At 60.6% G+C, this 25,881-nt stretch carries 22 protein-coding genes; 10 read left to right on the top strand and 12 right to left on the bottom strand.

Annotated features, from left to right (window positions below):
- Positions 1 to 22: 22 nt before the first annotated feature.
- Both aroE and R2E40_RS21665 read left to right on the top strand, forming a co-directional pair.
- Positions 23 to 844, top strand: coding sequence for a shikimate dehydrogenase (gene aroE / locus R2E40_RS21670; RefSeq protein WP_318164357.1), 822 nt, complete (start codon positions 23 to 25; stop codon positions 842 to 844).
- Complete coding sequence (locus R2E40_RS21665) at positions 841 to 1,101, top strand: DUF1488 domain-containing protein (protein ID WP_011704275.1); 261 nt, start codon at positions 841 to 843, stop codon at positions 1,099 to 1,101. Before aroE ends, R2E40_RS21665 begins: the two co-directional genes overlap by 4 nt.
- Before the next feature lie 790 nt (positions 1,102 to 1,891).
- Here the strand turns inward: R2E40_RS21665 and yihA are convergent.
- Positions 1,892 to 2,542, bottom strand: a complete 651-nt coding sequence (gene yihA, locus R2E40_RS21660) for a ribosome biogenesis GTP-binding protein YihA/YsxC (RefSeq protein WP_318164356.1) — start codon at positions 2,540 to 2,542, stop codon at positions 1,892 to 1,894.
- Between the two features lie 142 nt (positions 2,543 to 2,684).
- Here yihA and R2E40_RS21655 point away from each other — a divergent pair, with 142 nt between their 5' ends.
- The 4 genes from R2E40_RS21655 to hemN all read left to right on the top strand — a co-directional run bounded on the left by R2E40_RS21655 (position 2,685) and on the right by hemN (position 6,560).
- Positions 2,685 to 3,302 carry a c-type cytochrome gene (locus R2E40_RS21655; protein ID WP_318164355.1) on the top strand — a complete coding sequence of 206 codons (618 nt, stop codon included), beginning with the start codon at positions 2,685 to 2,687 and terminating at the stop codon, positions 3,300 to 3,302.
- An 826-nt stretch (positions 3,303 to 4,128) separates the two neighbouring features.
- Positions 4,129 to 4,707 (top strand): Der GTPase-activating protein YihI, encoded by a 579-nt coding sequence (gene yihI, locus R2E40_RS21650; RefSeq protein WP_199268939.1) that lies wholly within the window; start codon positions 4,129 to 4,131, stop codon positions 4,705 to 4,707.
- An 11-nt stretch (positions 4,708 to 4,718) separates the two neighbouring features.
- Positions 4,719 to 5,159: a DUF2489 domain-containing protein gene (locus R2E40_RS21645; protein WP_016349087.1), complete on the top strand. Its 441-nt coding sequence runs from the start codon at positions 4,719 to 4,721 to the stop codon at positions 5,157 to 5,159.
- Positions 5,160 to 5,186: 27 nt separating this feature from the next.
- Positions 5,187 to 6,560, top strand: a complete 1,374-nt coding sequence (gene hemN / locus R2E40_RS21640; protein ID WP_044798902.1) for an oxygen-independent coproporphyrinogen III oxidase — start codon at positions 5,187 to 5,189, stop codon at positions 6,558 to 6,560.
- A gap of 68 nt (positions 6,561 to 6,628) precedes the next feature.
- On the opposite strand, the gene add is transcribed toward hemN, so the two are convergent.
- The 5 genes from add to glnA form a co-directional block, all read right to left on the bottom strand.
- Positions 6,629 to 7,630: an adenosine deaminase gene (gene add, locus R2E40_RS21635; RefSeq protein ID WP_318164354.1), complete on the bottom strand. Its 1,002-nt coding sequence runs from the start codon at positions 7,628 to 7,630 to the stop codon at positions 6,629 to 6,631.
- A 141-nt stretch (positions 7,631 to 7,771) separates the two neighbouring features.
- Positions 7,772 to 9,190: a nitrogen regulation protein NR(I) gene (gene glnG / locus R2E40_RS21630; RefSeq protein ID WP_010635441.1), complete on the bottom strand. Its 1,419-nt coding sequence runs from the start codon at positions 9,188 to 9,190 to the stop codon at positions 7,772 to 7,774.
- A gap of 9 nt (positions 9,191 to 9,199) precedes the next feature.
- Positions 9,200 to 10,255 carry a nitrogen regulation protein NR(II) gene (gene glnL / locus R2E40_RS21625; protein WP_011704282.1) on the bottom strand — a complete coding sequence of 352 codons (1,056 nt, stop codon included), beginning with the start codon at positions 10,253 to 10,255 and terminating at the stop codon, positions 9,200 to 9,202.
- An 80-nt stretch (positions 10,256 to 10,335) separates the two neighbouring features.
- Positions 10,336 to 10,917 (bottom strand): DUF4124 domain-containing protein, encoded by a 582-nt coding sequence (locus R2E40_RS21620; RefSeq protein WP_101615738.1) that lies wholly within the window; start codon positions 10,915 to 10,917, stop codon positions 10,336 to 10,338.
- Positions 10,918 to 11,009: 92 nt separating this feature from the next.
- A complete protein-coding gene (glnA, locus tag R2E40_RS21615; protein ID WP_011704284.1) occupies positions 11,010 to 12,419 on the bottom strand; it encodes a glutamate--ammonia ligase in 1,410 nt (469 codons plus the stop codon).
- 351 nt (positions 12,420 to 12,770) lie between these two features.
- Here glnA and typA point away from each other — a divergent pair, with 351 nt between their 5' ends.
- The 3 genes from typA to dtd all read left to right on the top strand — a co-directional run bounded on the left by typA (position 12,771) and on the right by dtd (position 16,146).
- Positions 12,771 to 14,582 (top strand): translational GTPase TypA, encoded by a 1,812-nt coding sequence (gene typA, locus R2E40_RS21610; protein ID WP_011704285.1) that lies wholly within the window; start codon positions 12,771 to 12,773, stop codon positions 14,580 to 14,582.
- Between the two features lie 173 nt (positions 14,583 to 14,755).
- On the top strand, positions 14,756 to 15,628 hold the full coding sequence (locus tag R2E40_RS21605) for a virulence factor BrkB family protein (protein WP_201887345.1): 873 nt from the start codon (positions 14,756 to 14,758) through the stop codon (positions 15,626 to 15,628).
- A gap of 80 nt (positions 15,629 to 15,708) precedes the next feature.
- Positions 15,709 to 16,146, top strand: coding sequence for a D-aminoacyl-tRNA deacylase (gene dtd, locus R2E40_RS21600; RefSeq protein WP_201887344.1), 438 nt, complete (start codon positions 15,709 to 15,711; stop codon positions 16,144 to 16,146).
- On the opposite strand, the gene R2E40_RS21595 is transcribed toward dtd, so the two are convergent.
- Entirely contained in the window at positions 16,135 to 16,812 is a 678-nt protein-coding gene (locus R2E40_RS21595; RefSeq protein WP_236660175.1) for a spermidine synthase, read from the bottom strand. The two genes, dtd and R2E40_RS21595, sit on opposite strands and share 12 nt — an antisense overlap.
- Positions 16,813 to 17,107: 295 nt before the next feature.
- Here R2E40_RS21595 and R2E40_RS21590 point away from each other — a divergent pair, with 295 nt between their 5' ends.
- On the top strand, positions 17,108 to 18,016 hold the full coding sequence (locus R2E40_RS21590; protein WP_016349094.1) for a bifunctional GNAT family N-acetyltransferase/hotdog fold thioesterase: 909 nt from the start codon (positions 17,108 to 17,110) through the stop codon (positions 18,014 to 18,016).
- Between the two features lie 62 nt (positions 18,017 to 18,078).
- Here the strand turns inward: R2E40_RS21590 and R2E40_RS21585 are convergent, their stop codons facing one another.
- The 5 genes from R2E40_RS21585 to gntU all read right to left on the bottom strand — a co-directional run bounded on the left by R2E40_RS21585 (position 18,079) and on the right by gntU (position 25,724).
- Positions 18,079 to 20,145 (bottom strand): AsmA-like C-terminal region-containing protein, encoded by a 2,067-nt coding sequence (locus R2E40_RS21585; RefSeq protein WP_318164353.1) that lies wholly within the window; start codon positions 20,143 to 20,145, stop codon positions 18,079 to 18,081.
- 170 nt (positions 20,146 to 20,315) lie between these two features.
- Positions 20,316 to 22,385, bottom strand: coding sequence for an ATP-dependent DNA helicase RecG (recG, locus tag R2E40_RS21580; RefSeq protein ID WP_039215264.1), 2,070 nt, complete (start codon positions 22,383 to 22,385; stop codon positions 20,316 to 20,318).
- Positions 22,386 to 22,598: 213 nt separating this feature from the next.
- A complete protein-coding gene (locus R2E40_RS21575; protein WP_124252692.1) occupies positions 22,599 to 22,853 on the bottom strand; it encodes a hypothetical protein in 255 nt (84 codons plus the stop codon).
- 34 nt (positions 22,854 to 22,887) lie between these two features.
- Positions 22,888 to 24,237, bottom strand: a complete 1,350-nt coding sequence (pssA, locus tag R2E40_RS21570) for a CDP-diacylglycerol--serine O-phosphatidyltransferase (RefSeq protein ID WP_016349097.1) — start codon at positions 24,235 to 24,237, stop codon at positions 22,888 to 22,890.
- 146 nt (positions 24,238 to 24,383) lie between these two features.
- On the bottom strand, positions 24,384 to 25,724 hold the full coding sequence (gene gntU / locus R2E40_RS21565) for a gluconate transporter (RefSeq protein ID WP_017410600.1): 1,341 nt from the start codon (positions 25,722 to 25,724) through the stop codon (positions 24,384 to 24,386).
- Positions 25,725 to 25,881 lie beyond the last annotated feature (157 nt).

The raw sequence follows: 25,881 nt of genomic DNA, 5'->3' as shown, positions 1-25,881 counted from the left end.
TGCCCTCTGAAGGAACTCTTTGATGGATCGTTATCTGGTTTTTGGCCACCCGGTGCGCCACAGCAAATCCCCCTTTATTCATACCCTGTTTGCCAGGCAAACCCAGCAGGAGCTGGAATATGGTCTGGCCGAGCCGGCCGTCGAAGAGTTCGCCACCAGTCTGAGAGCCTTCTTTGCCCAAGGTGGCAAGGGATGCAATGTCACCGTCCCCTTCAAGGAGCAGGCATTCGCCCTGGTCGATCGACTGAGCCCTCGGGCCCTGCGGGCGGGGGCAGTCAACACCATCAAGCTGACCGATGATGGCGTACTGCTGGGTGACAACACCGATGGTGCCGGGTTGGTGGCCGATCTCAAGGCACATGGTGTAGCACTTGCCGGCAGCAGGATCCTGTTGCTGGGAGCGGGTGGCGCGGCGCGCGGTGCGCTGGCTCCGCTGCTGGCCGAGCAACCCGAGGCATTGGTTATCGCCAACCGTACTCACTCCAGGGCGGAGCAGCTGGCTGCCGAGTTTCGTGATCTGGGTGCGGTCAGTGCCCAGACCTATGAACAGCTGGGCGGCCATTTCGATCTGATCATCAACTCCACCTCCGCCAGTCTGCAGGGGGAGTTGCCGCCCCTCCCTCCGGCGCTGATCCATGTCGATATCGCCATCTACGACATGATGTATGGCGCGACCGATACCCCCTTTATCGCCTGGGCCAAGGGGCAGGGGGCTCGCCAGACCGTAGATGGCCTCGGCATGTTGGTGGAACAGGCGGCAGAAGCCTTTACCGTGTGGCGCGGAATCCGGCCAGGGACTAAACAGGTATTGAGAGAACTGAAACGAAATCTGGGGACCCTATGAACCAAGGCATCTTGTTTCCCGAGCTGGCCGACTGGCAAGCGCACGAACAGCGGATCCACTTTCCTGCCCAGCAGATGGGGGCGCTGGTGGATTGCTACATCAGTCGCCGGCGTCTGGAGAAAATGACCGGGCTCTCCCTCGCGAGAGAGGAAGACATCCTGCGTGCCTTCGAAAGCGTGCGTTTTGACATCGAGGACATTGCTGAAAAACTCATTGAGGAACAAGAGTTTGCAGAAGATGGTGCCATCTACCTCTGATTTTTTTAAGTTTTTTCTCAAAGCAGCGGAACTTGCGCCAAGTTGTGCTGACTAACTAGATAGTTGAGGAAGTGCTAGCTAGTCACCTTTATAACTCCCCGGTATTCGTACTGGGGATTTTTTTATCTATATGAAAAGTAACATGATTTATGTAATTCATTTTTCGTGAAACTTAATTACATAAATTACTTTCACTTTCTGCTGCTTTGCTATACAGTTAGCAACGTAGGGTACAGAGGTAAGATGTTCTATCTTTCAGACCTTTTATTTCACGTAATTGAATGTGGCTGAATAGCGACCCCGGTGAGTCATCATCGGGGTGTTTTTTTATGGGTTGTATTTAGAGTAAATGCTTTAATGTTGGCAAATGTTTGTTAGAATGAAGGGGCTTCTTGAGGAAAACCAGTCGTCTTTGTTCTCAAGATTTAGCTTCTTCCCAATTTTTGAACTGATTGTTTAAGGCCGGTACTGCGTTTGCAGAACCGGCCTCATTTTTATCCTTTCCATTGACTGCTTTGTAATAAAATTTCACTTTGGTACTTATTTGGCGAGGAAGAGCCCCCGCCGGCATCTATTTTTGAAAACGTTGCCAATGGGATGAAAAGTTAATTGTTATATAAAATTAACTGTTTATCCCATTGATAAAAATAGTGTTTCAAGAACTCATCGTAGGGAGTGGGCGATGTCACTGGCGAGAGGGGTTATGGCAAGCAGACTGAAAGCCTTTCAATCAGCGGAGGAGCTGCTCCGCCAATTGCAGGGTTTGGTTGTGGTGTATACAGGACGTAGCTTACTCCTCGAGCGGTGCTTGCTCACCGTCAGCCACTTCATCGGCGCCCGCCAGATACCAGCCAGTCAGCGTCTGTGCCAGTTTTTCGACCCCGATCTGGGTCAGGGAAGAGAAGGCTTCCACCTGGATCTGCGGACCCAGCTCGGCTACGGCCTGACGTACCTTGATGACCTGATTGTTGCGTGGACCTGGGCTCAGCTTGTCGGCCTTGGTCAGCAGCAGCATGACCGGCAGTTTGCGGTGAGAGCTCCACTCCAGCATATTCATATCGGTATCTTTGAGCGGATGGCGGATGTCCATCAGGATCACCAGACCTTTCAATGACTCACGGCGCTGCAGATATTCCGCCAGCGACTTTTGCCACTTGAGCTTCATTTCCAGCGGAACCTGCGCATAACCGTAGCCCGGCAGGTCGACCAGACGCTTGCCCGGTTCCAGCTCAAACAGGTTGATCAGCTGGGTACGTCCCGGCGTCTTACTGGTGCGGGCCAGGTTCTTGTGCTTGGTCAAGGTATTCAATGCAGATGACTTACCGGCGTTGGAACGGCCGGCAAACGCAATCTCGACACCCCCATCATTTGGCAGGTGACGGATGTCGGGTGCGCTGGTCACAAAATGCACCTTATTGAAATTCAGAGTTTGTGTATCCAACGTAAATTCCCCATAGAGATAGAGGGTTATAGAGTTACTTTTTTGTGAAATCGTGTAAAATGGCGTCGCTTAAACGCGTTTATTTTAACATGCCTTCAGCGGCATGGGATCTGGAAGCCTAATAACGAGAAGTTGGAACGCCATGAAGAACCTAGTCATTACTCTTGCTCTGATGGTTGGCGTAACGGGGATGGCACAAGCCAAGGGCGATGCCGCTGCGGGACAAACCAAGGCTGCCGTTTGCGCGGCTTGTCATGGACCGGACGGCAACAGCCTAGTCGATATGTACCCCAAGATTGCTGGTCAGCACGCATCATATATCAAAAAGCAGTTAGTTGAACTGAAGGCTGCAGCTTCTGGTCAAACTGGCCGGGTTGCTCCCATCATGGGGCCGATGGCGCTTCCTCTGTCTGAACAGGATATGGAAGACCTGGCAGCTTACTTCTCCAGTCAGAAGGTGACGCCGCTCGCGGTACCCGATGACGCCGTCACTGCAGGCAAGGCGCTTTACATGGGAGGGGACATGAGCCGTGGTCTGGCTGCCTGTACTGCCTGCCATGGTCCGCGCGGATCGGGCGTCGAGCAGGCCAAGTATCCGAGCCTGTCCGGCCAGCATCCTGCCTACATCAAGGCCCAGCTCATGGCCTTTAGGGCCGCTGCCCGTGACAACGACCCGAACAGCATGATGCGGGACGTTGCCAAGAAGTTGACCGATCAGGATATCGAAGTACTGTCCAAATATGTGGCAGGTCTGCACTGATCAAGCCGATGATATTATCTCATTGATATTGACGAGGAGCCGCCGGCTCCTCGTTTCTTTTCGGCCTTTAACACCATTTGGCCAATTTTTTCTCGCATTGTTGTAAGAGATCTCCCATTCCTTAGCCTGGCCAGGGCTTAAACATTTTTAGAAAAATGCTTAGTAATTCATTAATTTCAATATGTTAAATGACAATAAGTCGTTTATCTCCGTTTGAAAACGTTCCTGATGGATTGAGTCACTTTATTAAATTGATACAGTGGATGCATGGAATGGCCCACGCGGCGGCTCACGACCGGGATGTCGTGAAGACAGGATGTCGATGAGGCTGGATGCCAAGGGCCACGCGAGTGGCAGGCAATGGATTGAAAGACCAGGATGGTGACCGTTCAGGAAGGACGGGGCTGCGGGAAGCAACCACCCCAGAAGATGACCGGACGTCGTCTGCATGGGTCAGGCAAGCACACGCACATTCAGGATCGACCAATTAAGGTCAGGATGACCATACACAAGATATGATGCGCAGGAGTATCACCACGGACAGGGTGATTTGCAGCCAGGGATGGGACTCGCATAAACATATCAAGGCAGCTTCGGCTGCCTTTTTTCTTTTGGGTCATTAACCCGCTTGGTCATTCTGTGTCAAAATACCAGCAACATGCCCAGAGGATGCCGATCCTGCGGTATTCGAAGGCCATTTATGGCCGGATTGGTGCGGGATCCCGCTCTGTTTCTAATCCATCGTCCCCCGTGTCAGCATCCTCTTCCGGACCTTTTCGAACCGGAAACGGGTTTCAATCCAGTTATTTGTCGGAGTCATTCATTCATGTCGGCTAAACAACCCAATCGCAAACCTGCCGGTAAGCGCAAAGAATCAGATGCCAGTGCCCAGGAAGGCCGTGAGCGCAAACGCGCCGCCAAGCGCAAGGGCTTGAAGGCAGGATCCCGCCAGCAGGTCGAGCAGGCCGGCAAGAAGAGTGGAACCAAACAGGCCAAGGATCCGCGCATCGGTTCCCGCAAGCCGGTTGCCCTGATCGTGGAAGAGAAGAGCAGCAAGCCGGTCGCGCCCAAGCAGATCAAAGAGAAGAAGCTGGTGATGACGCCGGAGCAGGAGCTGGCCTCCATCGAGAATGATGATCGCCTGAATGACCTGCTGGATCGGCTCGATGCCGGTGAGACCCTGGAAGCGGCCGAGCAGGCCTGGGTAGATCAGCGGGTTGACCGTTATCAGGAGCTGATGGACGAGCTTGGCATCATCGACACCGATGATGACGAAGACGAGGCTGATTTTGATGAGGCCGACTTTGACGAGCCGGGCCAGCCAGCCTCCGAAGAGGAGCTGTGGGATCGTTTCACCCAGGTCGACTATCAGCCAGAGCCCAAGCCTGAGCCGAAGAAAAAGTGATGAGTGGATGGATGCTGGCCGCCTTGTTGGGCGGCCTGATTTTGTTGGGACTGGCCTGGTATGCCGGTACCCTGCTGGCGCGTCTCAAGCGCCAGCACGACAGCCAGCAGCAGGCTATCGCGGCCCGCAATGAGCGGATCCTCGAGAGTGTCAGGGTGATTGCCCATGCGGTACGGGATGGTCAGTGCGACTACTCCGAGGGCGCCATCCGGTTGACCAATCTGCTGGATGCGTTGCAGATCAAGGGCGGTCGCGCCTTTGCCGGCGAATTTCCGGGTTTGTACGGTCTCTACGAGAAGGTGAAGGAGATGCCGACTCATGAGGCGAGACGGGCCCTCAAACGCAATGAAGTAATGAAGATGGATCTCGAACGCAGTGGCTATGAGGCCGAGCTGGAGGCGCAGATCCTCGAGGATGTGGCCAGACTGAAGGATTTTCAGTTAAGCCGGTGAGCCGATAACAAAAAAGAGGAAGCAAGCGTGCAAGCAGAACAGATTGTGTGGGATCAGGCCCTGATCGAGAAGTATAACTACAGCGGTCCGCGTTACACCTCCTATCCCACTGCGCTGGAGTTCAACGAGGGTTTCGGTTATCCGGACTTCGTCCAGGCCGCGAGCCAGTATCCGGCGCGCAACCTGTCGCTCTACGTGCATATCCCCTTCTGTCACAAGCTCTGCTACTACTGCGGCTGCAACAAGGTGATCACCCGTCACCGTCACAAGGCCGATCAGTACCTCGATTTCCTCGAGCAGGAGATCAAAGCGCAGGCCCCGCTGTTCAAGCAGCGGCTGGTGACCCAGTTGCACTGGGGCGGCGGTACGCCCACCTATCTGGATGAACCCCAGACTCGCCGACTGATGGCCATGTTGCGGGAGCATTTTCACTTCGCCGAAGAGGGCGAAATCAGCATCGAGGTGGATCCGCGCGAGATCGAGCTCTCCATGCTGGACGTACTGCGGGAGATCGGCTTCAACCGCATCAGCCTCGGCGTGCAGGATTTCAACAAGGAGGTCCAGGTCGCGGTCAACCGCGAGCAGGACAACGACTTCATCCGCGCCATGCTGGAGCGGGCCCGCGAACTGGGCTTTCGTTCCACCAACCTGGATCTCATCTACGGCCTGCCGCACCAGAACCGGGAGAGCTTCCATCACACCCTGGAAGAGGTGCTAAAGACCGACCCGGCCCGCCTCTCCATCTTCAACTATGCCCACCTGCCCAGCCGTTTTGCCGCTCAGCACAAGCTGAAAGAGGCGGACATGCCGGCGCCGCAGGAAAAACTGGCCATGCTGCAGGACACCATCGCCTTCCTGACCGGCCGTGGTTATCAGTTCATCGGCATGGATCACTTCGCCAAGCCGGACGACGAGCTGGCAGTAGCCCAGCGTGAGGGCAAGCTGCACCGCAACTTCCAGGGCTATACCACCCAGGGGGATTGCGATCTGCTGGGGCTGGGGGTCTCCTCCATCAGCATGATCGGTGATGCCTATTCCCAGAACCAGAAAGAGCTCAAGGCCTACTATGGTCAGGTGGAAACGCTGGGGCATGCCCAGTGGAAGGGGTGCTCTCTCAATCAGGACGACCTGATCCGCCGGGAGGTGATCAAGCGCCTCATCTGCGATTTTCGCCTGAACTTTGCCGCCGTCGAGCAGGCCCATGGCTTGGTGTTCAAGGAGTACTTTGCTGAGGATCTCAAGCTGTTGCAGACCTTCATCGATGACGGCCTGGTGCGGATGACCGAAGAGGGGCTGGAGGTGGTCTCCACCGGTCAGCTGCTGATCCGCAACATCTGCATGTGCTTCGATGTCTACCTGCGGAGCAAGGCACGCCAGCAGCAGTTCTCCCGGGTGATCTAAGCCGGTCGATGTCGTTGGGAAATAAAAAAACCGCCTCTCGGCGGTTTTTTTATTGGATTTGGCTGCACTCAGCGTTGGGCTGCGCTGGCGCTCAGCTCGGCCTTCTCGGCCTCGCTCAGGAAGGCCAGGGTCAGGCCGTTTTGCTGGGCGGTGTGGATCTCGCTCACCGTCATGCCGGCAGCTGGGGCCGCCACCTCGTATTCGTGGGGCAGGTCGATGCCCTCTACAGCCGGGTCGTCGGTGTTGAGGCAAGCCAGCACGCCGGCGGCCAGGAACTGGCGGATCGGGTGCTCGGTCAGGCTCGCCACCGTGGTGGTCTGAACGTTGGAGGTGAGGCAGGATTCAATGCCGATGCGGTGCTCGGCCAGATAGGCCATCAGGGCCGGATCCTGAATGGCTTTGACGCCGTGGCCGATGCGTTCGGCACCCAGCTCGCGAATGGCCTGCCACATGCTCTCGGGGCCGGCGGCTTCACCGGCGTGCACGGTGACGCGCATGCCTGCGTCACGCACCCGGCGGAAGTGGTCGGTGAACAGCTCACCCGGGAAGCCCAGCTCGTCGCCGGCCAGATCGATGGCAACCAGCCGATCGCGATGGGCCAGACAGGCATCCAGCTCTTGCTTGCACTGCTCGGTGCCGAAGGTGCGGCTCATGATGCCGATCAGGTTGGTCTTGATGCCGAAGTCGCGGCTGCCGGCCGCCACGCCGTCGATGATGGCCTCGACCACGCCCTGCGGGTGCAGCTTGTGGGCCATCGCCATGTAGGCCGGGCTGAAACGCAGTTCGGCATAGTCGATGCCGGCGCGCAGCAGATCTTCCACATTTTCGTAGGCGACCCGGCGGCAAGCGTCATAGTCGGCCAGTACGGCCACGCCCCAGTCCAGCTTCTTGAGGAAGGCGACCAGGCTCGGCTCATTCTCGACGATCTGCACATGGGGGCGCAGCGCCTCCAGCTCGAAGGCGGGCAGTTGGATATTGTGCTGACGGCCCAGCTCGAGGATAGTCTGCGGGCGGATGTTGCCGTCCAGATGGCGGTGCAGGTCGGTCAGGGGAAGAGATCTGTCAATCATGATGGCGCCTTCTTCGAGTCGGGTGTGAAAGCCTGCCATTCTAGGCAGGGATCTCAAAAAAGATACCCCGTTTGAAATCAAACGGGGTCTTATTGGTCGGTGATTTGCCAAGGCGTGATGGGAATCGTTTTTCCCAAGGACTCAGGAGAGGTCTAGCTCCTTCAGCTTGCGGGTGAGGGTGTTGCGCCCCCAGCCGAGCAGGCGAGCAGCCTCCTGTTTGTGACCATGGGTATGGTCCAGCGCGGTTTCCAGCATGATCCGCTCGAACTGGGGCAGGGCATCGGCCAGGATGTCGGTCTCGCCCAGCGCCAGCTTGGCGGCGACCCAATCCTGCAACTGCTGCTGCCAGCCGCCGGACAGGGCTGGCTGACCCGGTTCGGCGGTGCTGGTGATGGGGGTCAGCAGTTCGGTGGGCAGATCGCTCACCAGCACCTCCTGGCCCGAGGCCATCACGGTGAGCCAGCGGCAGACGTTCTCCAGCTGGCGCACGTTGCCCGGCCAGGGCAGGCGGCTGATGTAGGCCTGGGTATCCGGATGCAGGCTCTTGGCCTCCACGTTCAGCTCCTTGGCCGCTCGCAGCAGGAAGTGCTGGGCCAGCTGGGGAATGTCCTCACGGCGCTCCTTGAGGGCAGGAATGTGGATCCGAATGACATTGAGGCGGTGGAACAGGTCTTCCCGAAACTCGCCGTCGGCCACCCGCTTCTCCAGATTCTGGTGGGTGGCGGCGATGATCCGCACATCCACCTGCACCGGCTGATGGCCGCCAACCCGGTAGAACTGACCGTCGGCCAGTACCCGCAGCAGCCGGGTCTGTACATCCAGCGGCATGTCGCCGATCTCGTCGAGAAACAGGGTGCCGCCGTCGGCCTGTTCGAAGCGGCCGTGGCGAATGTTGTTGGCGCCGGTGAAGGCCCCTTTCTCATGGCCGAACAGTTCCGATTCGATAAGGTCTTTCGGGATGGCTGCCATGTTGAGGGCGATGAAGTTCTTGTGGGCGCGCGGGCTGTGCTTGTGCAGGGCATGGGCGACCAGCTCCTTGCCGGTGCCACTCTGGCCGTTGATCAGCACCGAGATGCTGGAGCGCGACAGCCGGCCGATGGCCCGGAACACCTCCTGCATGGCCGGTGCCTCGCCGATGATCTCCGGGCTGCTGGCCGGATCCTGCTGGCGTGCCTTGCGCTTGGTGCGCTGCTCTTTGAGGTGATTCTCGGCGCGGCGCACCAGGGTGACCGCCTCGTCGATGTCGAATGGCTTGGGCAGGTATTCGAAGGCGCCGCGCTGGTAGGCATTGACCGCGCTGTCGAGATCCGAGTGGGCGGTCATGATGATGATGGGCAGATCGGCCTGGCGGCGATGGATCTGCTCAAGCAGGCTGAGGCCGTCGATGCCGGGCATGCGGATGTCGGAGAGGATCACGTCCGGCGAGCGCATCTCCAGCGAGCTCAGCAGCGCCTCGCCATCGGCGAAGCTCTCGCACTCGAAGCCTTCACTGCCGAGGGTGCGCTCCAGCACCCAGCGGATAGAACTGTCGTCATCGACGATCCACACTTTTGCTGTCATGACGTTCCCTTATTTGCGAAGCGGTAGAAAGATGGTGAATTCGGTGTGGCCAGGCCAGCTGATGCAGTCGATCCGCCCCTTGTGCTGGTCGATCAGGTTCTGGGCGATGGAGAGGCCGAGCCCGGTGCCCCCCTCCTTGCCGGTGATCATGGGGTAGAAGAGTGTGTCGCGGATGGCGTCCGGGATGCCGGGGCCGTTGTCGATGATCTTGATCTCGGCCGCCAGTCGGTAGCGCTGGCCGTGGATGGTGATCTGGAACGCGGTGCGGGTCTTGATGCGGATGAGGCCGGTCTGTTCGCCGATGGCCTCAGCGGCGTTGCGCACCATGTTGAGGAAGGCCTGCTGCAGCTGGTCCGGTTCCATCTCGAACTCCGGGATGCTGGGATCGTAATCCCGCTCGATGCGCACCGTCGGCGGCAGCTCCAGCTCCACCAGGCGGCGTACCTGCTCCAGCACCGAGTGCACGTTGTGCATCTGGTGACGACCCGGGCGCTGGGGGCCGAGCAGCCGATCGACCAGCACCCGCAGCCGGTCGGCCTGTTCGATGATGATGCCGGTGTATTCGCGCAGGGCTGGATCGGGCAGCTCCTTTTGCAGCAGCTGGGCCGCGCCGCGCAAACCACCTAAGGGATTCTTGATCTCGTGGGCCAGGCCGCGTACCAGCTCCTTGGCCGCCTGCTGCTGGGCATGCTGTTGCAGTTCCTGGCTGATCTTCTTCTGCTGGTCGATCTTGCGCAGCTCCACCACCATCAGCCGTTGCTCATGATCGGCCAGCGGGCTGACGCTCATCTCCACCAGTCTGGGCTCTCCTTCCACCACCAGGGTGACTTCGCTGTCGGTGAAGCCTTGCCCCGAGCTTAGGCACTGCTTGAGCCGCTGCAGATCGAGGGAGATGTGTTCCAGCAGATGGGGCAGTTCGATACCGATCAGCCGGCGCTGACTGAGGGAGAGCAACTGCTCGGCGGCCGGGTTGACGAATTGGATGCAGAGCCGTTCATCCATCAGGATGACGGCGGTCAGCAAGTTATCGAGCAGTATCTTGGCTTGATCCGGGCGGGTTGGCACAGGTTTCTCCCTAAAACGGTGCTGTACACCAGCAATGCACCAATATGGTGCATTTAGTCTACCCGTATCGAGGCACAGGATCACCCCTTGTTGTTGAGGGGGGTCACTTTGGGTGCAGGATCAATGCTGGCCCGGTGCAGGTAGAAGGTGACTGGCTTGGATTTAGCAAGGATCGTACCGTCTTTGGCGAGCAGCTCGAGTTGGGCCTCATGGGCACCGCGATCGAGGTTTTCGACCCGGATGGCGAGCGAGTTTTTAACGATGGGGGCCGCCTTGCCGTCCAGGGTCAGGCGCACATCGTACTGGGTCGGCGGTTGCGGGCTGATCTGACCCTGAAACACCACGTTGCCGGTGTTGTCGCGCAGGGTGCTGCCCTGTTCCGGGGAGAGCAGTTCGATCACCAGCTTGGCCGCCTCCTTCTCTTTCTTGGCATCGACGCCGGTGAGGCTGTTGAAGTTGTCAACTTGCACCGAGCGGGGTGAACTGCCGATGAAGGGGGCGACGCGCAGATCGACCTCCTTGGCTTTCTGGCCGGGAGGAGGGGCATCCGTGTAGTGAACGACTCCCTGGCTGTCGGTCCAGGAGTATACCTTGGCAGCCTGGGCGCCGGTGGCGGCCAGCAGCAACAGGCTCAGCATCCATACTGGGTTGGCGTTTTTCATCCATCTCTCCTTGACGGGATTTTGCTTAATCCTATCAGAGAAAAAACCCGCCTGTCGGCGGGTTTGGTCAAGTTCTGAGCTGGCTTCCGGATTTAAACGGAGTAGTACAGTTCGAACTCCAGCGGGTGCGGGGTCATGCGCACGCGGTCAACATCCTGCTGCTTCAGCTCCAGATAGGAGTTGATGAAGTCGTCGCTGAATACGCCGCCGCGGGTCAGGAACTCGCGATCCGCATCCAGCGCGGCCAGGGCTTCGTCCAGAGAGCCGGCCACGGTCGGCACTTCGGCTGCTTCTTCCGGCGGCAGGTCATACAAGTTCTTGTCCATGGCATCGCCCGGGTGGATCTTGTTGATGATGCCGTCCAGACCGGCCATCAGCTGGGCTGCGAAGGCCAGGTACGGGTTGGCAGCCGGATCCGGGAAGCGGACTTCGATGCGGCGAGCTTTCGGGCTCGGCACGACCGGGATACGGATGGAGGCAGAGCGGTTGCGGGCAGAGTAGGCCAGCATGACCGGTGCTTCATAACCCGGTACCAGACGCTTGTAGGAGTTGGTGGTCGGGTTGGCGAAGGCGTTGATGGCCTTGGCGTGCTTGATGATGCCGCCGATGTAGTGCAGCGCCATCTCGGACAGACCGCCGTACAGGTCACCGGCGAACAGGTTGACGCCGTTCTTGGCCAGGGACTGGTGGCAGTGCATGCCGGAGCCGTTGTCACCGAACATGGGTTTCGGCATGAAGGTGACGGTCTTGTTGTAGGCGTGGGCCACGTTGTGGATCACGTACTTCAGCACCTGCACTTCATCCGCTTTCAGGGTGAGGGTGTTGAAACGGGTCGCGATCTCGTTCTGACCGGCAGTCGCCACTTCGTGGTGGTGAGCTTCAACGACCTGGCCCATCTCTTCCAGCACCAGACACATGGCGGCACGGATGTCCTGAGAGGAGTCAACCGGTGCAACCGGGAAGTAGCCACCCTTGACGAAAGGACGGTGACCCTTGTTGCCGTGCTCGTAATCGGTACCGGAGTTCCAGGCGGCTTCTTCGGATTCGATCTTCACGAAGCTGTGGCCCATGGTGTTCGAGAAGGTGATGTTGTCGAACATGAAGAATTCCGGCTCCGGCCCGAACAGCACGGTGTCGGCGATGCCGCTGGACTTTAGGAAGTCTTCGGCGCGCTTGGCGATGGAGCGCGGATCGCGGTCGTAGCCCTGCATGGTGGCCGGTTCCAGCACGTCACAGACGATGTTCAGGGTGGTCTCTTCGGTGAACGGATCCAGTTTGGCGGAGGCCGCATCCGGCATCAGCACCATGTCTGATTCGTTGATGCCCTTCCAGCCGCCGATGGAGGAACCATCGAACATCTTGCCGTCTTCGAAGAAATCTTCGTCAACCTGATGGGAAGGGATGGATACGTGCTGCTCTTTACCCTTGGTGTCGGTAAAGCGCAGGTCGACAAACTTGACTTCGTGTTCCTGGATCAGGGCCAAAACGTTCTGGGCTGACATGCTAAGTAACCTCCGGTGTTAAAACTCTTAGGGTGAATGCGTCATCACATTCACATAAGCCAGTATCGTGCCAAGTTTGTGACAGCTTGATTTCAGGGCATTTGGGGCTATAAGCCAGCCCTGAGACCCGCCATCTCAGCGCGTTACGCCTCAAAGTAGTGCATCCATGGATCGTTTTGGTGCACTAAAATGGTGCGCGTTATACAGTCAGCCCCCATCTAAGCAGGCTTTGATCGGAAGGTCTATGATCCTGATCCCCAGTTGTGCGCGAATGTACTGCAATTCTGCTAGGCAGATCACAAAGGCGAGAGTACAATTAGCGCCCAATTTTACCCGGTGATTGAGGCGAGAATGTTAGAGAATTTACGCAATATTGCGATTATTGCGCACGTTGACCACGGCAAAACGACTCTGGTTGATAAGCTGCTGCAGCAGTCCGGCACCCTGGACCGCTCCACGGAAGGCCAGGAACGGATCATGGACTCCAATGATCTGGAACGGGAACGTGGCATCACCATTCTCGCCAAGAACACTGCGATCCGCTGGAACGACTACCGCATCAACATCGTTGATACCCCGGGTCACGCCGACTTCGGTGGTGAAGTAGAGCGCGTACTGTCCATGGTTGACTCCGTGCTGCTGCTGGTTGACGCCGTTGACGGCCCGATGCCGCAAACCCGTTTCGTGACCCAGAAGGCATTCGCCCAGGGTCTGAAGCCGATCGTGGTCATCAACAAGATCGACCGTCCGGGTGCTCGTCCTGACTGGGTAATGGATCAGGTATTCGATCTGTTCGACAACCTGGGTGCCACCGACGAGCAGCTGGACTTCAAAGTTGTTTACGCCTCTGCACTGAACGGTTGGGCCACCATGGATCAGGACGTTGAGTCCGATAACATGGAACCCCTGTTCCAGGCCATCGTCGACAACGTGGAAGCGCCCAAGGCTGATGCCGACGGTGGTTTCCAGATGCAGATCTCCCAGCTGGACTACAACTCCTATGTTGGCGTCATCGGTATCGGCCGCATCACCCGTGGTCGCGTCAAGACCAACCAGCAGGTCACCATCGTCGGTGCCGACGGCAAGTCCCGTACCGGCAAGGTCGGTCAGGTGCTGGGTTATCTGGGTCTGTCCCGTACCGAAGTGGCCGATGCGCAAGCTGGCGACATCATCGCCATCACCGGTCTGGGCGAGCTGAAGATCTCCGACACCATCTGTGACAACGGCGCCGTTGAAGCGCTGCCGCCGCTCTCCGTTGACGAGCCGACCGTGAACATGACCTTCCAGGTCAACACTTCACCGTTCGCCGGCAAAGAGGGCAAGTTCGTGACCTCCCGCAACATCCTGGAGCGTCTGAACCAGGAGCTGGTCCACAACGTGGCCCTGCGCGTGGAAGAGACCGATGATCCGGACAAGTTCCGTGTCTCCGGCCGTGGTGAACTGCACCTGTCCATCCTGATCGAAAACATGCGTCGCGAAGGTTACGAGCTGGCGGTATCCCGTCCGGAAGTTATCCTGCGCACCGTAGACGGCGTTCTGCAAGAACCGTTCGAAACCGTTACCGTGGACGTGGAAGAAGCACACCAGGGTTCCGTGATGGAGCAACTCGGCCTGCGTAAGGGCGAGATGACCAACATGACCCCGGATGGCAAAGGCCGTGTTCGCCTTGACTTCATGATCCCGAGCCGTGGCCTGATCGGCTTCCAGACCGAGTTCATGACCCTGACTTCCGGTACCGGTCTGCTGTACCACACCTTCGACCACTACGGTCCGCACAAGGGTGGCAGCATCGGCGAGCGTCAGAACGGCGTGCTGATCTCCAACGCCACCGGCAAGGCGCTGACCTATGCCCTGTTCGGTCTGCAAGACCGCGGTCGTCTGTTCATCGGTCACGCGACCGAAGTGTACGAAGGACAGGTGATCGGTATTCACTCCCGTTCCAACGACCTGACCGTGAACTGCCTGAAGGGCAAGCAGCTGACCAACATGCGTGCCTCCGGTACCGACGAAGCCCAGGTGCTGACTCCGCCGATCCGCATGTCGCTGGAACAGGCTCTGGAGTTCATCGACAACGACGAACTGGTTGAAGTCACTCCGAAGAGCATCCGTATCCGCAAGAAACTGCTGACCGAGATGGATCGCAAGCGCGCCGGTCGTGCTTGATATCTGTTCATCGACAGACAGAGAGAGGCCTTCGGGCCTCTTTTTTTATGCCTGATCGCCGCGGGCAGTCGGCTGCAGGTGGCGGTGCGAGTCGCACCCGGCCGGCCCATGGGTGGTCAAATGACCATGCTATCTGACACAATGTCTGCACTATGAAGACGTTGGGAGCGACAATGCAGCAAAAATTCGGCGGCCGTCTTGGCCATGCCCTCTCTTTTTTACGCCACGATGGCGGCCACTTCGCCCAGTTCGTCTGGGGCCGTTTCCAGCAGGATAGGCTGACGGTCACCGCCGGCTATCTGGCCTATGTGACCCTGCTCTCTCTGGTGCCGATGATCGCCGTGGTATTTGGCATGATGTCGGCCTTTCCGGTGTTCCAGAGCCTGAAGCAGGCGATGGAGCAGTTCGTCTATCACAACTTCGTGCCAACCGCCGGCGAGATGCTCAAGGAGTACATCGACGGCTTCGTGGCCAACGCCACCAACACCACGGCAGTCGGTATCGGTGCGCTGATCGTGGTGGCGCTGATGCTGATCTCGGCCATCGACAAGAACCTCAACTACATCTGGCGCTCCACCCAGAGCCGGCCGCTGGCGCAGGCATTCGCCATGTACTGGATGATCCTGACCCTGGGCCCGGTGCTTATCGGGGCCAGCATTGCCATCTCCTCCTACATTTTATCGCTGCGGCTGTTCGGGGCCGAGAGCCTGTTCGGCATCGGCTATCTGTTGCTGCGCGGCCTGCCGTTCCTGTTCTCGGTACTCACCTTCCTGCTGGTCTATACCGTGGTGCCCAACTGCAAGGTGCGGCTGATGCACGCCTTCATCGGGGCCCTGGTGGCGGCCACCCTGTTCGAGCTGGCGAAGCGCGGCTTTGCCATCTACATCACCAACTTCCCCTCGTATCAGGCCATCTATGGCGCGCTGGCGACCATCCCCATCCTGTTTGTCTGGGTCTACCTGAGCTGGTTGGTGGTCTTGCTTGGCGCGGAAACCACCGCCTGCCTCGGCGAATATGAGCGACCGGGCGCCGATGAGTTGGCCTGATCCGGTCCCTTGCTGTTAGCATCGACGACCGCCCCCATCAGCAGATGGGGGCGGTTGTTTCGTTTTGAGAGGAGAGGGATGTGATTGCACTGATTCAGCGGGTCAGCGAGGCCAGCGTAACGGTAGAGAGCGAGGTGACCGGGGCCATCGGCCAGGGTCTGCTGGTGCTGCTCGGGGTGGAGCAGGGGGATGACGAGGCCAAGGCTGACAAGCTGCTGCACAAGGTGAGCGGTTACCGCATCTTCTGTGACGAGAACGGCAAGATGAATCTCAACATGAGCCAGGCCGGCGGCAGCCTGTTGGTGGTCTCCCAGTTCACCCTGGCGGCGGATACCAACAAGGGGATGAGGCCCAGCTTCTCCGGCGGCGCCCATCCGGTCGAGGCCGAGCGGCTGTATGACTATTTCGTGGCGCAGGCCGCTGCCAGCGGCATACCGACCGCCACCGGCCGCTTCGCCGCCGACATGAAGGTGGCGCTGGTCAATGACGGGCCGGTTACCTTCTGGCTACAGGTCTGACGCCAGCTCGTAGCGGGGGGCCGTGTGCAGCAGGACGTTGCGCAGCCCCGGCACCGGGTAGGGGGTGGTGGGGCCGACCCACTGCTCCAGCAGCATCAGCACCCGGGTCAGCTCGAGGCGGGTGCGCGGCAGCAGGTTGATGATGAGCTCGCCGTTCAGACGGGGGGCCAGAGCCTGATAGATCCGCTCCTGGAACAGCAGGGGCGGATTGCCGTCCTGGCTGAACAGGTCGAGCAGGATGAGGTCGTACTGCGCCTCGCTCTCTTCCAGAAAGGCGAGGGCATCGGCCTGGTGCAGGGTCGGCGTGCGCTGCGGGTGGTGGTCGGGCTGAAAGAACAGCTGATAGAGGGTGATCACCTCTTCATCGAGGTCGACGCACTCGTGACGGGCATCGGGCCAGCGCTGGTGCAGATGGCGGGTGAGATCGCCACCCCCCAACCCCAGCTCGAGGATGCTGCCGGCCTGCTCGGGCAGCAGACAGGCGATCACCTGCTGGTGAGGCAGGCAGAGGGTGGCGGGTTCGGCCAGGGACATGGCCGACTGCACCACTCCGTCGATCTCCAGCCAGCGATGATGGGCATTTTCCTGTACGGTGAGCCGGCGCTGGGGCTTGGCGCTGAGGTGCAATAAGTGGTCGGCTTGGTACGCTTGCAGATTGAAGTCCATGAATTTGCACGGCAAGATGGTTTTCGACCAGTGTAACTCAAGGATGGAACTATGTACCGGGTGGTCACCCCCCAGACGGCAGCCGAACCGGATACCCATTATCAGTTGAGCTGGGAGGCATGGGGGCGCAAGCCCTTCAATGTGCCCGTCGGCGCTAACTCAAGGATCGCTTTATGTACCGGGTAGTCACTCCTCGAACAGCAGTCGAGTTGGACTCTTACTACCAGCTGAGTTGGGAGGCATGGGTGCGCAAGCCCTTCCGTCTGTCCGTCGGCGCTAACTCAAGGATCGCTTTATGTACCGGGTAGTCACTCCTCAAACGGCCGCCGAGCTGGACTCTTACTACCAGTTGCGCTGGGAACTACTGCGTAAACCCTTCAATCTGCCCGTCGGTTCCGAGCGGGATGAATACGATACCGTCGCCATTCACCGGTTGATGCTGGCCCCCGACGGCACGCCCATCGCGGTGGGGCGGCTGTTTGTCGGCGGTGACGAGGCCCAGATCCGCTTCATGGCGCTGCGCCCCGAATTTCGTGGCCAGGGGCTGGGTGCCCGCATGGTGGAAGATCTCGAACAGCTGGCCCGCAGCGAGAAGGTGAAGCGGCTGGTGATGAATGCCCGCCAGGAGGCGGTGGAGTTCTACCGCAAGTGCGGCTTTCTGGAGGTGGGGGAAGGCCCCGTCTCCTTCGGCCGCATTCCGCACCGCCAGATGATCAAGTCCCTGAGCCCGCTGCAGACCATCCAGTACCGGCCGGAGTGGTGCCAGGATCTCACCACCCGCTGGTCGCGCGGCATCCCCATCAGCGAGAAGATGGGGGTGCACATCACCCACTACGACGGCCAGACTTTCCACCTCAAGGCCAATCTGGCGGCCAATCTCAACGTGCACGACACCATGTTCGCCGGCAGCATCTACAGCCAATGCGTGCTGGCGGGCTGGGGCCTGATCTGGCTGCAGCTCAAGGAGGCGGGGCTGGTAGGGGATACTGTGCTGGCGGAGGGCAACATCAAGTACTATCGGCCGGTCAAGGAGGAGCCGGAGGCGCGGGTGGCGCGCGAAGGCATGCCCGCCGTGCTCGAGCCGCTCAAGGCTGGCGAATCTGCCAAGTTCAGCCTCAAGATCAAGCTGTTCAGCGGCGACAAGCTGGCGGCCGAGTTCCTCGGTCACTACGTGGTGCAGCCGGTGAAGCGGCCGGGCCAGTAGCCCCGCGCTGGTTCCCATCAAGCAACAAGGCCTCATCACGAGGCCTTGTTGCTTTCTGTCGGCTAGCCGTTGGCCGCCTGTGCGGCCTGGGCCTTCGGCGCCGGTCGCCAGAGCGGGCTGCTGTTGCCCTGGGGTGGGTAGCGTACGCCGGTCTCCCAGCCGCAGCCATCCGGTTTCTGCTGGAAGCCCCAGCTGAGGGTCGGCTCGGCGAGCGGCCCGCGCCACTGGCCGAGCAGCTCGGCGCAGTGCTGGCCGTTGAGGACGCCCAGATCCAGCTGCCACTGCTCATTGACCAGATCGACGCTGCCCTGCACCCCCAGCAGGTGGGTGATGGTGGAAGCGCCGGCCTGCTCGATCTTCAGCTGGCCCTGCGCCACCTTGCCCTGCAGCTTGATGCGATAGAAGGGGGTGTCGCCCTCCTGCATCGCCTGCCAGAGCTCGGCCGGGCTGAGGGTTGGTGCCGCCGCCTGCTTGAACCACTGATCCAGCAGCGGATCTATCTTCACCTTGTCCCAGAACGGCTCGGTGGCATCGAGCGCAATGTTCCCCTGCAGGGAGCTGCGCCAGGCGCCTGGGGTGCCGCCGTGCAGCGCCTGCAGATCGGCGCTCAGATCCATCTTGCCGGCGAAGGAGACGGGGGAGTGGAGGATCTTGCCCCACTGCACCAGATCCAGTTTCTCGCCCTTGAACTGCAACCGGCTGGTCTGGCCCGGCTCGCGGCCCCACTGGCCGCTCAGGCTGAGGCTGCCCTCATCCGGCAGTGAGCTGGTGAGCTTGTTGAGCTGCCAGGAGCCAGCCGTCAGCTCGCCATCCAGCTCGCCGTTGCGGGCGCTGAGGCCGTCCCACACCAGTTCGAACCAGGCGCTCTCGAGCCGGGCCCGGCCCAGCAGCGGCCCCGGCTGATTGCCGCGCAGGCTGAGATCGGTCAGATAGAACTGCCAGCCGGTCAGCGACAGGGGTAGGGTATCGTCGAAGGAGAGCACCTTGAGCTTGTCGAAGGCCAGCTTGCGGATGTCGATCTGTTGCGGGCGCCAGCGCTGCCAATCCTGCCACCACCCTTCCGGCAGGCTGATGTCCATGCCGCTCAGCGCCATGTCCTTGAGGGTCAGCTTCTGTTGCAGGGGATCGAGGGAGAGCTCCAGGTTGAACTCCCCTTCATAGGCCTTGCCCTGCAACTCGGCATCCAGCTGCTGGGGCGAGAAGGCGACCTTGCCCTGGATGGATTCCAGCTGGAACAGGCCGCGGCCGAGATCGCCGAGGGTTCCCGAGAAGTAGCCGCTGGGCGTGCTGCCGGCCTGCCAGTTGAAGGCGGTCAGCTGGCCGTTGAGGTTGTTGAGGGCCAGCTCCTGCTCGATGTCGTTGAAGCTGAGATCCCGGATCTGGCCGAGATCCAGGCTGACCTGGCGCAGGGGGGATTCGGCTTTGGCAAGGGTACCCCACTCGATGCGCATGCCCTGGGTCTTGAGGTTGTTCAGCCGCAGGCTGCGGGCGGGCCAGTCGAGCACCATGCCGGTCTCGAGCAGACCGTCGAACAGGTTGGCGGTCAGCTTGTCGGTGCTTAGCACCTGCCCTTCCAGCCGGCCGGCCAGGTTGAGGCGGGAGAGGGCCCAGGCCGGGGTCGCCAGCTCATTGATGTTGAGGGTCAGGTTGGCCTGGGACGGGCGCACCGGATTGAGCAGCTGCCAGTCGCTCAGGGTGGCGTTGAGGCCGCGCAGGGTCAGCCCGTCGCTCTCCAGGCTGAGCCGGTCTATGGTGCTGTCGGCGATGGTGAGGGAGTGCACCGGCAGGCTCGGCAGCTGGTTGGGCAACGGCAGCTTGATGGCCGGGCGAATGAGATCGAGATGGGCGATGCGCACATCGCGACTCAGCCAGTCGATGCTCTCTATCTCGAGATAGATCTTGTCGAGGGCCACGGCGTTGCCGTAACTCACCTGCTCTGCCAGCAGGGTGTAGGGGTGAAGCGGGTTGAACACCAGCCGGCCTATGGTGACGGGCACACCGGTCTGCTGGCTGAGCCAGCCGGCGATGGGCCTCTTGGCCCGTTCGGCGTCGAACAGGCCGAGCCCGACCCAGACAAAGAGCAACAGGAAGGCAAGGGTGTAGAGCAGGCCGCGCAGCCAGGAATTCATAAGCGCTTTCCTCCTGTATTGGTTGAGTGATCAGACGTTGGCAGCGTGATCCCGCAGGTCAGGCATTCGAGTAGTGATCCCGCAGACCGAGCCAGCGGCGTATCAAGGGTTCGACATGGCCCGGGTGCCTATCCATCAGGCAAGGTGACCATCTTCTGCATCTGCCTTGGTCAAGCATTGGAATAGTGATCCCGTAGACCGAGCCAGCGGCGAATCAGTGGCTCGACATGGCTCGGGTGGCGGTCCATCAGGAAGCGCGCCATCTTCTGCACCTGCGGGATGAGCGATTGGTCGCGTACCAGGTCGGCGATCTTGAGGTCGGCCAGGCCGGTCTGGCGGGTGCCGAGCAGCTCGCCCGGGCCGCGCAGCTCCAGATCCCGCTGGGCGATGAGGAAGCCGTCGTTGGTCTCCCGCAGCACCCCGAGCCGGCTCTGGGCCGTCTTGGACAAGGGGGCATGATAGAGCAGCACGCAGTGGGAGGCCACCGAGCCGCGCCCGACCCGGCCGCGCAGCTGGTGCAGCTGCGCCAGCCCCAGTCGCTCCGGGTTTTCGATGATCATCAGGCTGGCGTTGGGCACGTCCACCCCCACCTCGATGACGGTGGTGGCGACCAGCAGTTGCAGTATGCCCGCCTTGAACTCCTCCATCACCCGCTGTTTCTCGACCGGCCGCATCCGGCCGTGTACCAGCCCGATGTGCAGGCCGGGCAGCAGATTCTGCAGCTCGGCGGCAGTGTCCTCGGCGGCCTGGCACTCCAGCACCTCCGACTCCTCGATCAGGGTGCAGACCCAGTAGGCCTGCTTGCCCTCCTCGCAGGCCAGTCTGACCCGTTCGATCACGTCCTGGCGGCGGCTGTCGGGCAGCGCCACCGTGGTGATGGGGGTGCGGCCCGGTGGCAGCTCGTCGATGATGGAGGTGTCGAGGTCGGCATAGGCGGTCATCGCCAGAGTACGGGGGATGGGGGTGGCGGTCATGATGAGCTGATGGGGATGCACCCCTTCCCGCTCCCCTTTTTCCCGCAGGGCGAGCCGCTGATGCACGCCGAATCTGTGTTGTTCGTCGATGATGACCAGGGCGAGGCGCTGGAACACCACCTGCTCCTGGAAGATGGCGTGGGTACCCACCACCATCTTGACGCTGCCGTCGGCGATGGCGGCCAGCGCTTCTTCTCGTGCCTTGCCCTTCTGCTTGCCAGCCAGCCAGCCGACTCCGATGCCGAGCGGTTCCAGCCACTTGGCGAAGTTGATGGCGTGCTGTTCGGCCAGCAGCTCGGTCGGCGCCATCAGCCCCACCTGACAGCCGTTGCCGATGGCCTGCAAGGCGGCCAGCGCCGCGACCAGCGTTTTACCTGAGCCCACGTCCCCCTGCACCAGCCGCATCATGGGGTGGCTCTGTTGCAGATCCCGGCCGATCTCCGCCACCACCCGGTTCTGGGCGCCGGTGGGGGTGAACGGCAGGGCGCCGAGCAGCTGTTCCACCAGCGCCGGGGCCGGCTTGAGGGCGCGGGCCAGCTGGGTTTGTGCCTGAGCCCGCACCTTCAAGACCGAGAGGTTGTGGGCCAGCAGCTCCTCCAGCACCAGCCGTTGCTGAGCCGGGTGCTGGCCGCTCTCGAGCAGGGCCAGCGCCACCGAGGGGGGCGGACGGTGCAGCAGCTTCAGGGCCGCGGCCAGATCGATCTGCTGGGGATAGAGGCCGGCGGGCAGCAGCTCCTCCACCCCGTAGAGGTCGAGCTGGGCCAGCGCCTGATCGGTGAGACTGCGCAGGGTGAGCTGGCGCAGCCCCTCAGTGGTCGGGTAGACGGGGGTGAGCGCCTCTTCGGTCTGGCCGGCCTGCTCCTCGCCGAGCAGCTTGTACTCGGGGTGGGCCATCTCCAGCCCGTACTTGCCGGGGCGCACCTCGCCGAAGCAGCGCATCAGCCGGCCCGGGCTCAGGCTGTTCTTCTGGGCGGCGGTGAAGTTGAAGAAGCGCAGGGTGAGGGTGCCGGTGCCGTCGCTGATGCGGCAGACCAGCATGCGGCGGCGCCCCATCACCAGCTGAGTGTCCTGGATCTCCCCCTCGACGGCGCCGTGCAGGCCGGGCGGCAGATCGCCGATGGGCCACACCTGGGTGCGGTCCTCGTAGCGCAGGGGGAGGTGGAACAGCAGATCCTGCACCGTGGCCAGCCCCAGCCGCTCGAGCTTTTCCTGCATCTTGCTGCCGACGCCCTTGAGGCTGTCGAGGGAGATTTTATCCAATTTCATCAATTAGATGCCCGAAAACACTGTAAATATGTCCAGATGATAGGGTTTATTGCTGTCTCGACGCAAGCCGAGTTGCTGAGGGGGCCGCGCCTAGGCAAGAGGGACACGAGGCCGGATGGCGGATACAACAAAGGTCTGCCGAAAACGGGAGACCTTTGTTGGCGCTGGAGAAAAATAAGATGAGGTGTATGTAAATGTGACTCTTTAAAAGAACTATGCCTTTTCAATTTGGTACAGCAACTCTACTAGATTCACAGCACTGACATCATCCCAACGAAGGTAGCTTGGTAGAGAACTGGTGCCTGAATCTGCGCCAAGGACTTGCTGACATATCTGCTTATGATCCATTGACGCAGACACCCAAACCTTTCCTCCTTGCTGACAAAAGTATGTTATGCCTTGCAGACCATCCTTTTCGATCTTCTTTTTCCATGTATCAACTACTTGGGTTGAAATGATCAATGGCATGTATCCCTCTTGTACAACAATGGGTTGTTTGAAATCAGATTATCCGCTTGAGCAGGATATGGGCCTTGACCCTGTGGATCCGGGCCAGTAGCTTGCGCACCTGATCCGGGTAGTCCTGGATCTGCTCGATCTGATCGAAGTGGCTGATGCGCTTGGTGTTGGCCAAGATGTTCTCGCGCTCGGCGTTGAACTGGGGTCGCAGCAGGTGACGGCGATCGTAGACCAGCAGGCCGTTCTCCAGATCCAGCGCCCAGGCGCGGGGATTGAGGTTGTTGCCGGTGAGCAGGGCCCACTCGTCATCCACGAAGATCCCCTTGAGGTGGTAGGAGTTGCGCTCGCAGCACCAGAGCATCAGGTTGAGACGGCCGGCATCGATGTGATGCTGGTTGCGCTCGGCGAACTTGCGCAGGTTGGTCTCGTACAGATAGGGCAGACCGCCGATGGTGGAGAATTTCTCCTCCGGCGGAATGAAGAAGTCGTTGGCGGTCTTGTCGCCCACCACGATGGTCACCTTGCAGCCGCGCTTGAGCAGGGCCTCGATATCCTTGTTCAACTCCTTGGGCGGGTTGAAGTAGGGGGTGCAGATGAAGATCTCCCGCTCGGTGGCCCGCACCAGGGTACGGATCATCTTGTTGAGCTGGTTGCCGCGCTTGCCCAGGCCGCTCATCGGGGTGATGGCCACCTCCTGGCTGTTGACCGGCATGGTGTCGAAGCGGTACTGGCCGAGGCGCAGGTTGTGCTTGAAGCGGCGGATCGGCCCCTTCAGCTGCTTGGCGCTGGGGATGTCGGTGCGATCCAGCCGCTGCACCGCCTCGCTGCGCAGGAACAGGTCATCCACGTAGTTGACCATGCTGCGGGTCAGCTCCGGGCTGGTGATCTGGTGATAGCGGTCGAAACGGTAGCGATCCTGCTGGTGCAGGTAGATGTCGTTGAGGCTGGCACCGGAGTAGAGCAGGGTGTCATCGAAGATGAAGCCCTTGAGGTGCAGTACCCCGAGCAGTTCACGCCCCTTCACCGGCACGCCGTAGATGGCGATCTGGTGCTCGTGGCGGGCGGCCATCTCCTGATACATCAGGTGGTTGCCGCCTTGCTTGCCCTTGCCGATCAGGCCGCGCTGGGCACGGTGGAAGTCGACGAACACCTTGACGTCGAGGGCCGGGTTGCGCTGCTTGGCGGCGTAGAGGGCGGATAGGATCTCCCGCCCCGCCTCGTCATCCTGCAGATAGAGCGCCACCAGATAGATGCGCTGACGCGCGCTGGCGATGAGCGAAAGGATCCGGCTCTTGAAGTCCTTGGCGCTGTTGAGCACTTCAAACTGGTCTGCGGCGACGGCGATCTGGGGCAGGCGCGCCAGCAGCTGTCGATAATGTGCCGATGAATGCATAGAGAAACCTGAAATCACTGCGTTAAGCGTTCCACTCGGAGCGATGGATAGGCGATTCTAGCAATCTCGCCCTGTTAGCCAAAGAAAGAATCGTCATAAAGATGAAAAAGGCCTCACATTGGAGGCCTTTTTCCGCACGGCTGCGATCAGAGGAAGCTGTAGATGATCATCGCCATCACGCCGCCGGTGGTGCCTATGATGGTCTCCATCACGGTCCAGGTCTGCAGGGTCTGCTTCTCGGTGAGGCCGAGGTAGCGGTTGGCCAGCCAGAAACCGGAGTCATTGACGTGGGAGAGCACGATGGCCCCGCCGCCGATGGCGATGGTGACCGCCGCCAGCTGGGCGCCGTTCAGGCCGAGCGGCTCCAACATCGGCAGCACCAGACCGCAGGCGGTCAGCATGGCGACGGTGGCGGAACCCTGAATGACCCGCACCGCGGCCGCCAGAATGAAGGCCAGCGCGACGATGGGCAGGCCGGAGTCCGCCAGCATGTTGCCAAGGGCGGCACCGACGCCGGAATCCACCAGGATCTGCTTGAACACGCCACCGGCACCGGTCACCAGGATGATGACGCCAGCCGGCTGGATGGCGCTGTTGCAGACGTTCATCACTTCGTCACGGGACATGCCGCGACGGATCCCCAGCAGGTAGAAGGCGGCCAGACAGGCGACCATGATGGCGGTGAAGGGGTGGCCGATGAACTCCAGCCAGCCGTGCAGGGGCGTGCCGGCCTCGACGAAGCGGCCGACGATGGTCTTGAGACCGATCAGCAGCAGCGGCAGACCGATGAGGCCCATGGCCAGCCCGAAGGAGGGCAGGTTCTGGCCGTCGTCGTGGGCGCTGCTCTGGGCGTCGGCCGGCAGCGGCACGTCGACCACCTTGCTGATCAGCTCGCCAAACAGCGGGCCGGCCAGGATCAGGGCCGGAACGGCGGCGATCAGGCCGAACAGGATCATGTAGCCGAAGTCGGCGCCCAGCTGGGATGCCACCAGGATGGGGCCCGGCGCCGGGATCAGGAAGGCCTGGCAGGTGGCGATGCCCGCCAGCAGGGCGATGCCGATCTTCACCACGCTGCCGCCACCGCGGCGGACGATGGCGAAGGCGACGCCGATCAGCAGCACCACGGCCACGTCGAAGAACAGCGGCAGTGCGCAGACGAAGCCGGTCAGTGCCATGGCCCAGTTGGCGCGCTTGACGCCGAACTTGCCGAGCAGGGTATGGGCCACCCGGTCGAGGGCGCCGGTGACTTCCATCACCTTGCCGAACATGGCGCCCAGTGCCACCACCACGGCGACGAAACCGAGGGTGCCGCCCATCCCTTTCTGGATGGTGGCTGCGATGTCAGCCGGGTTCATGCCGGCGGCGAGCCCCGCCACCATGGAGACCAGGATGAGGGAGACGACCGCGTGCAGGCGGGCCTTCATCACCAGAAAGAGCAGCAGCACGATGGAGCCGGCGGCCGTCATGATCAGGGAGAGGTCAGACATTGTTGTGCATTCCTTGTTCCAAGTTCAGTGTCGACACCCTGCCGATCCGTCGGCAGACCATATCTTTATGATTTATTTAGATTTATGGCCAGGGCTCAAACTCGATTGCCCAGGTGACTATGAGTGCGCTCAGTCTGTGGCAGACTTCACAATTCTT

It is taken from the genome of Aeromonas sp. CD (genome assembly GCF_033349375.1).
Classification (GTDB): domain Bacteria; phylum Pseudomonadota; class Gammaproteobacteria; order Enterobacterales; family Aeromonadaceae; genus Aeromonas; species Aeromonas hydrophila.
Note: the sequence above shows the minus strand (reverse complement) of the source record. Positions and strands in the feature narration are given on the sequence as shown.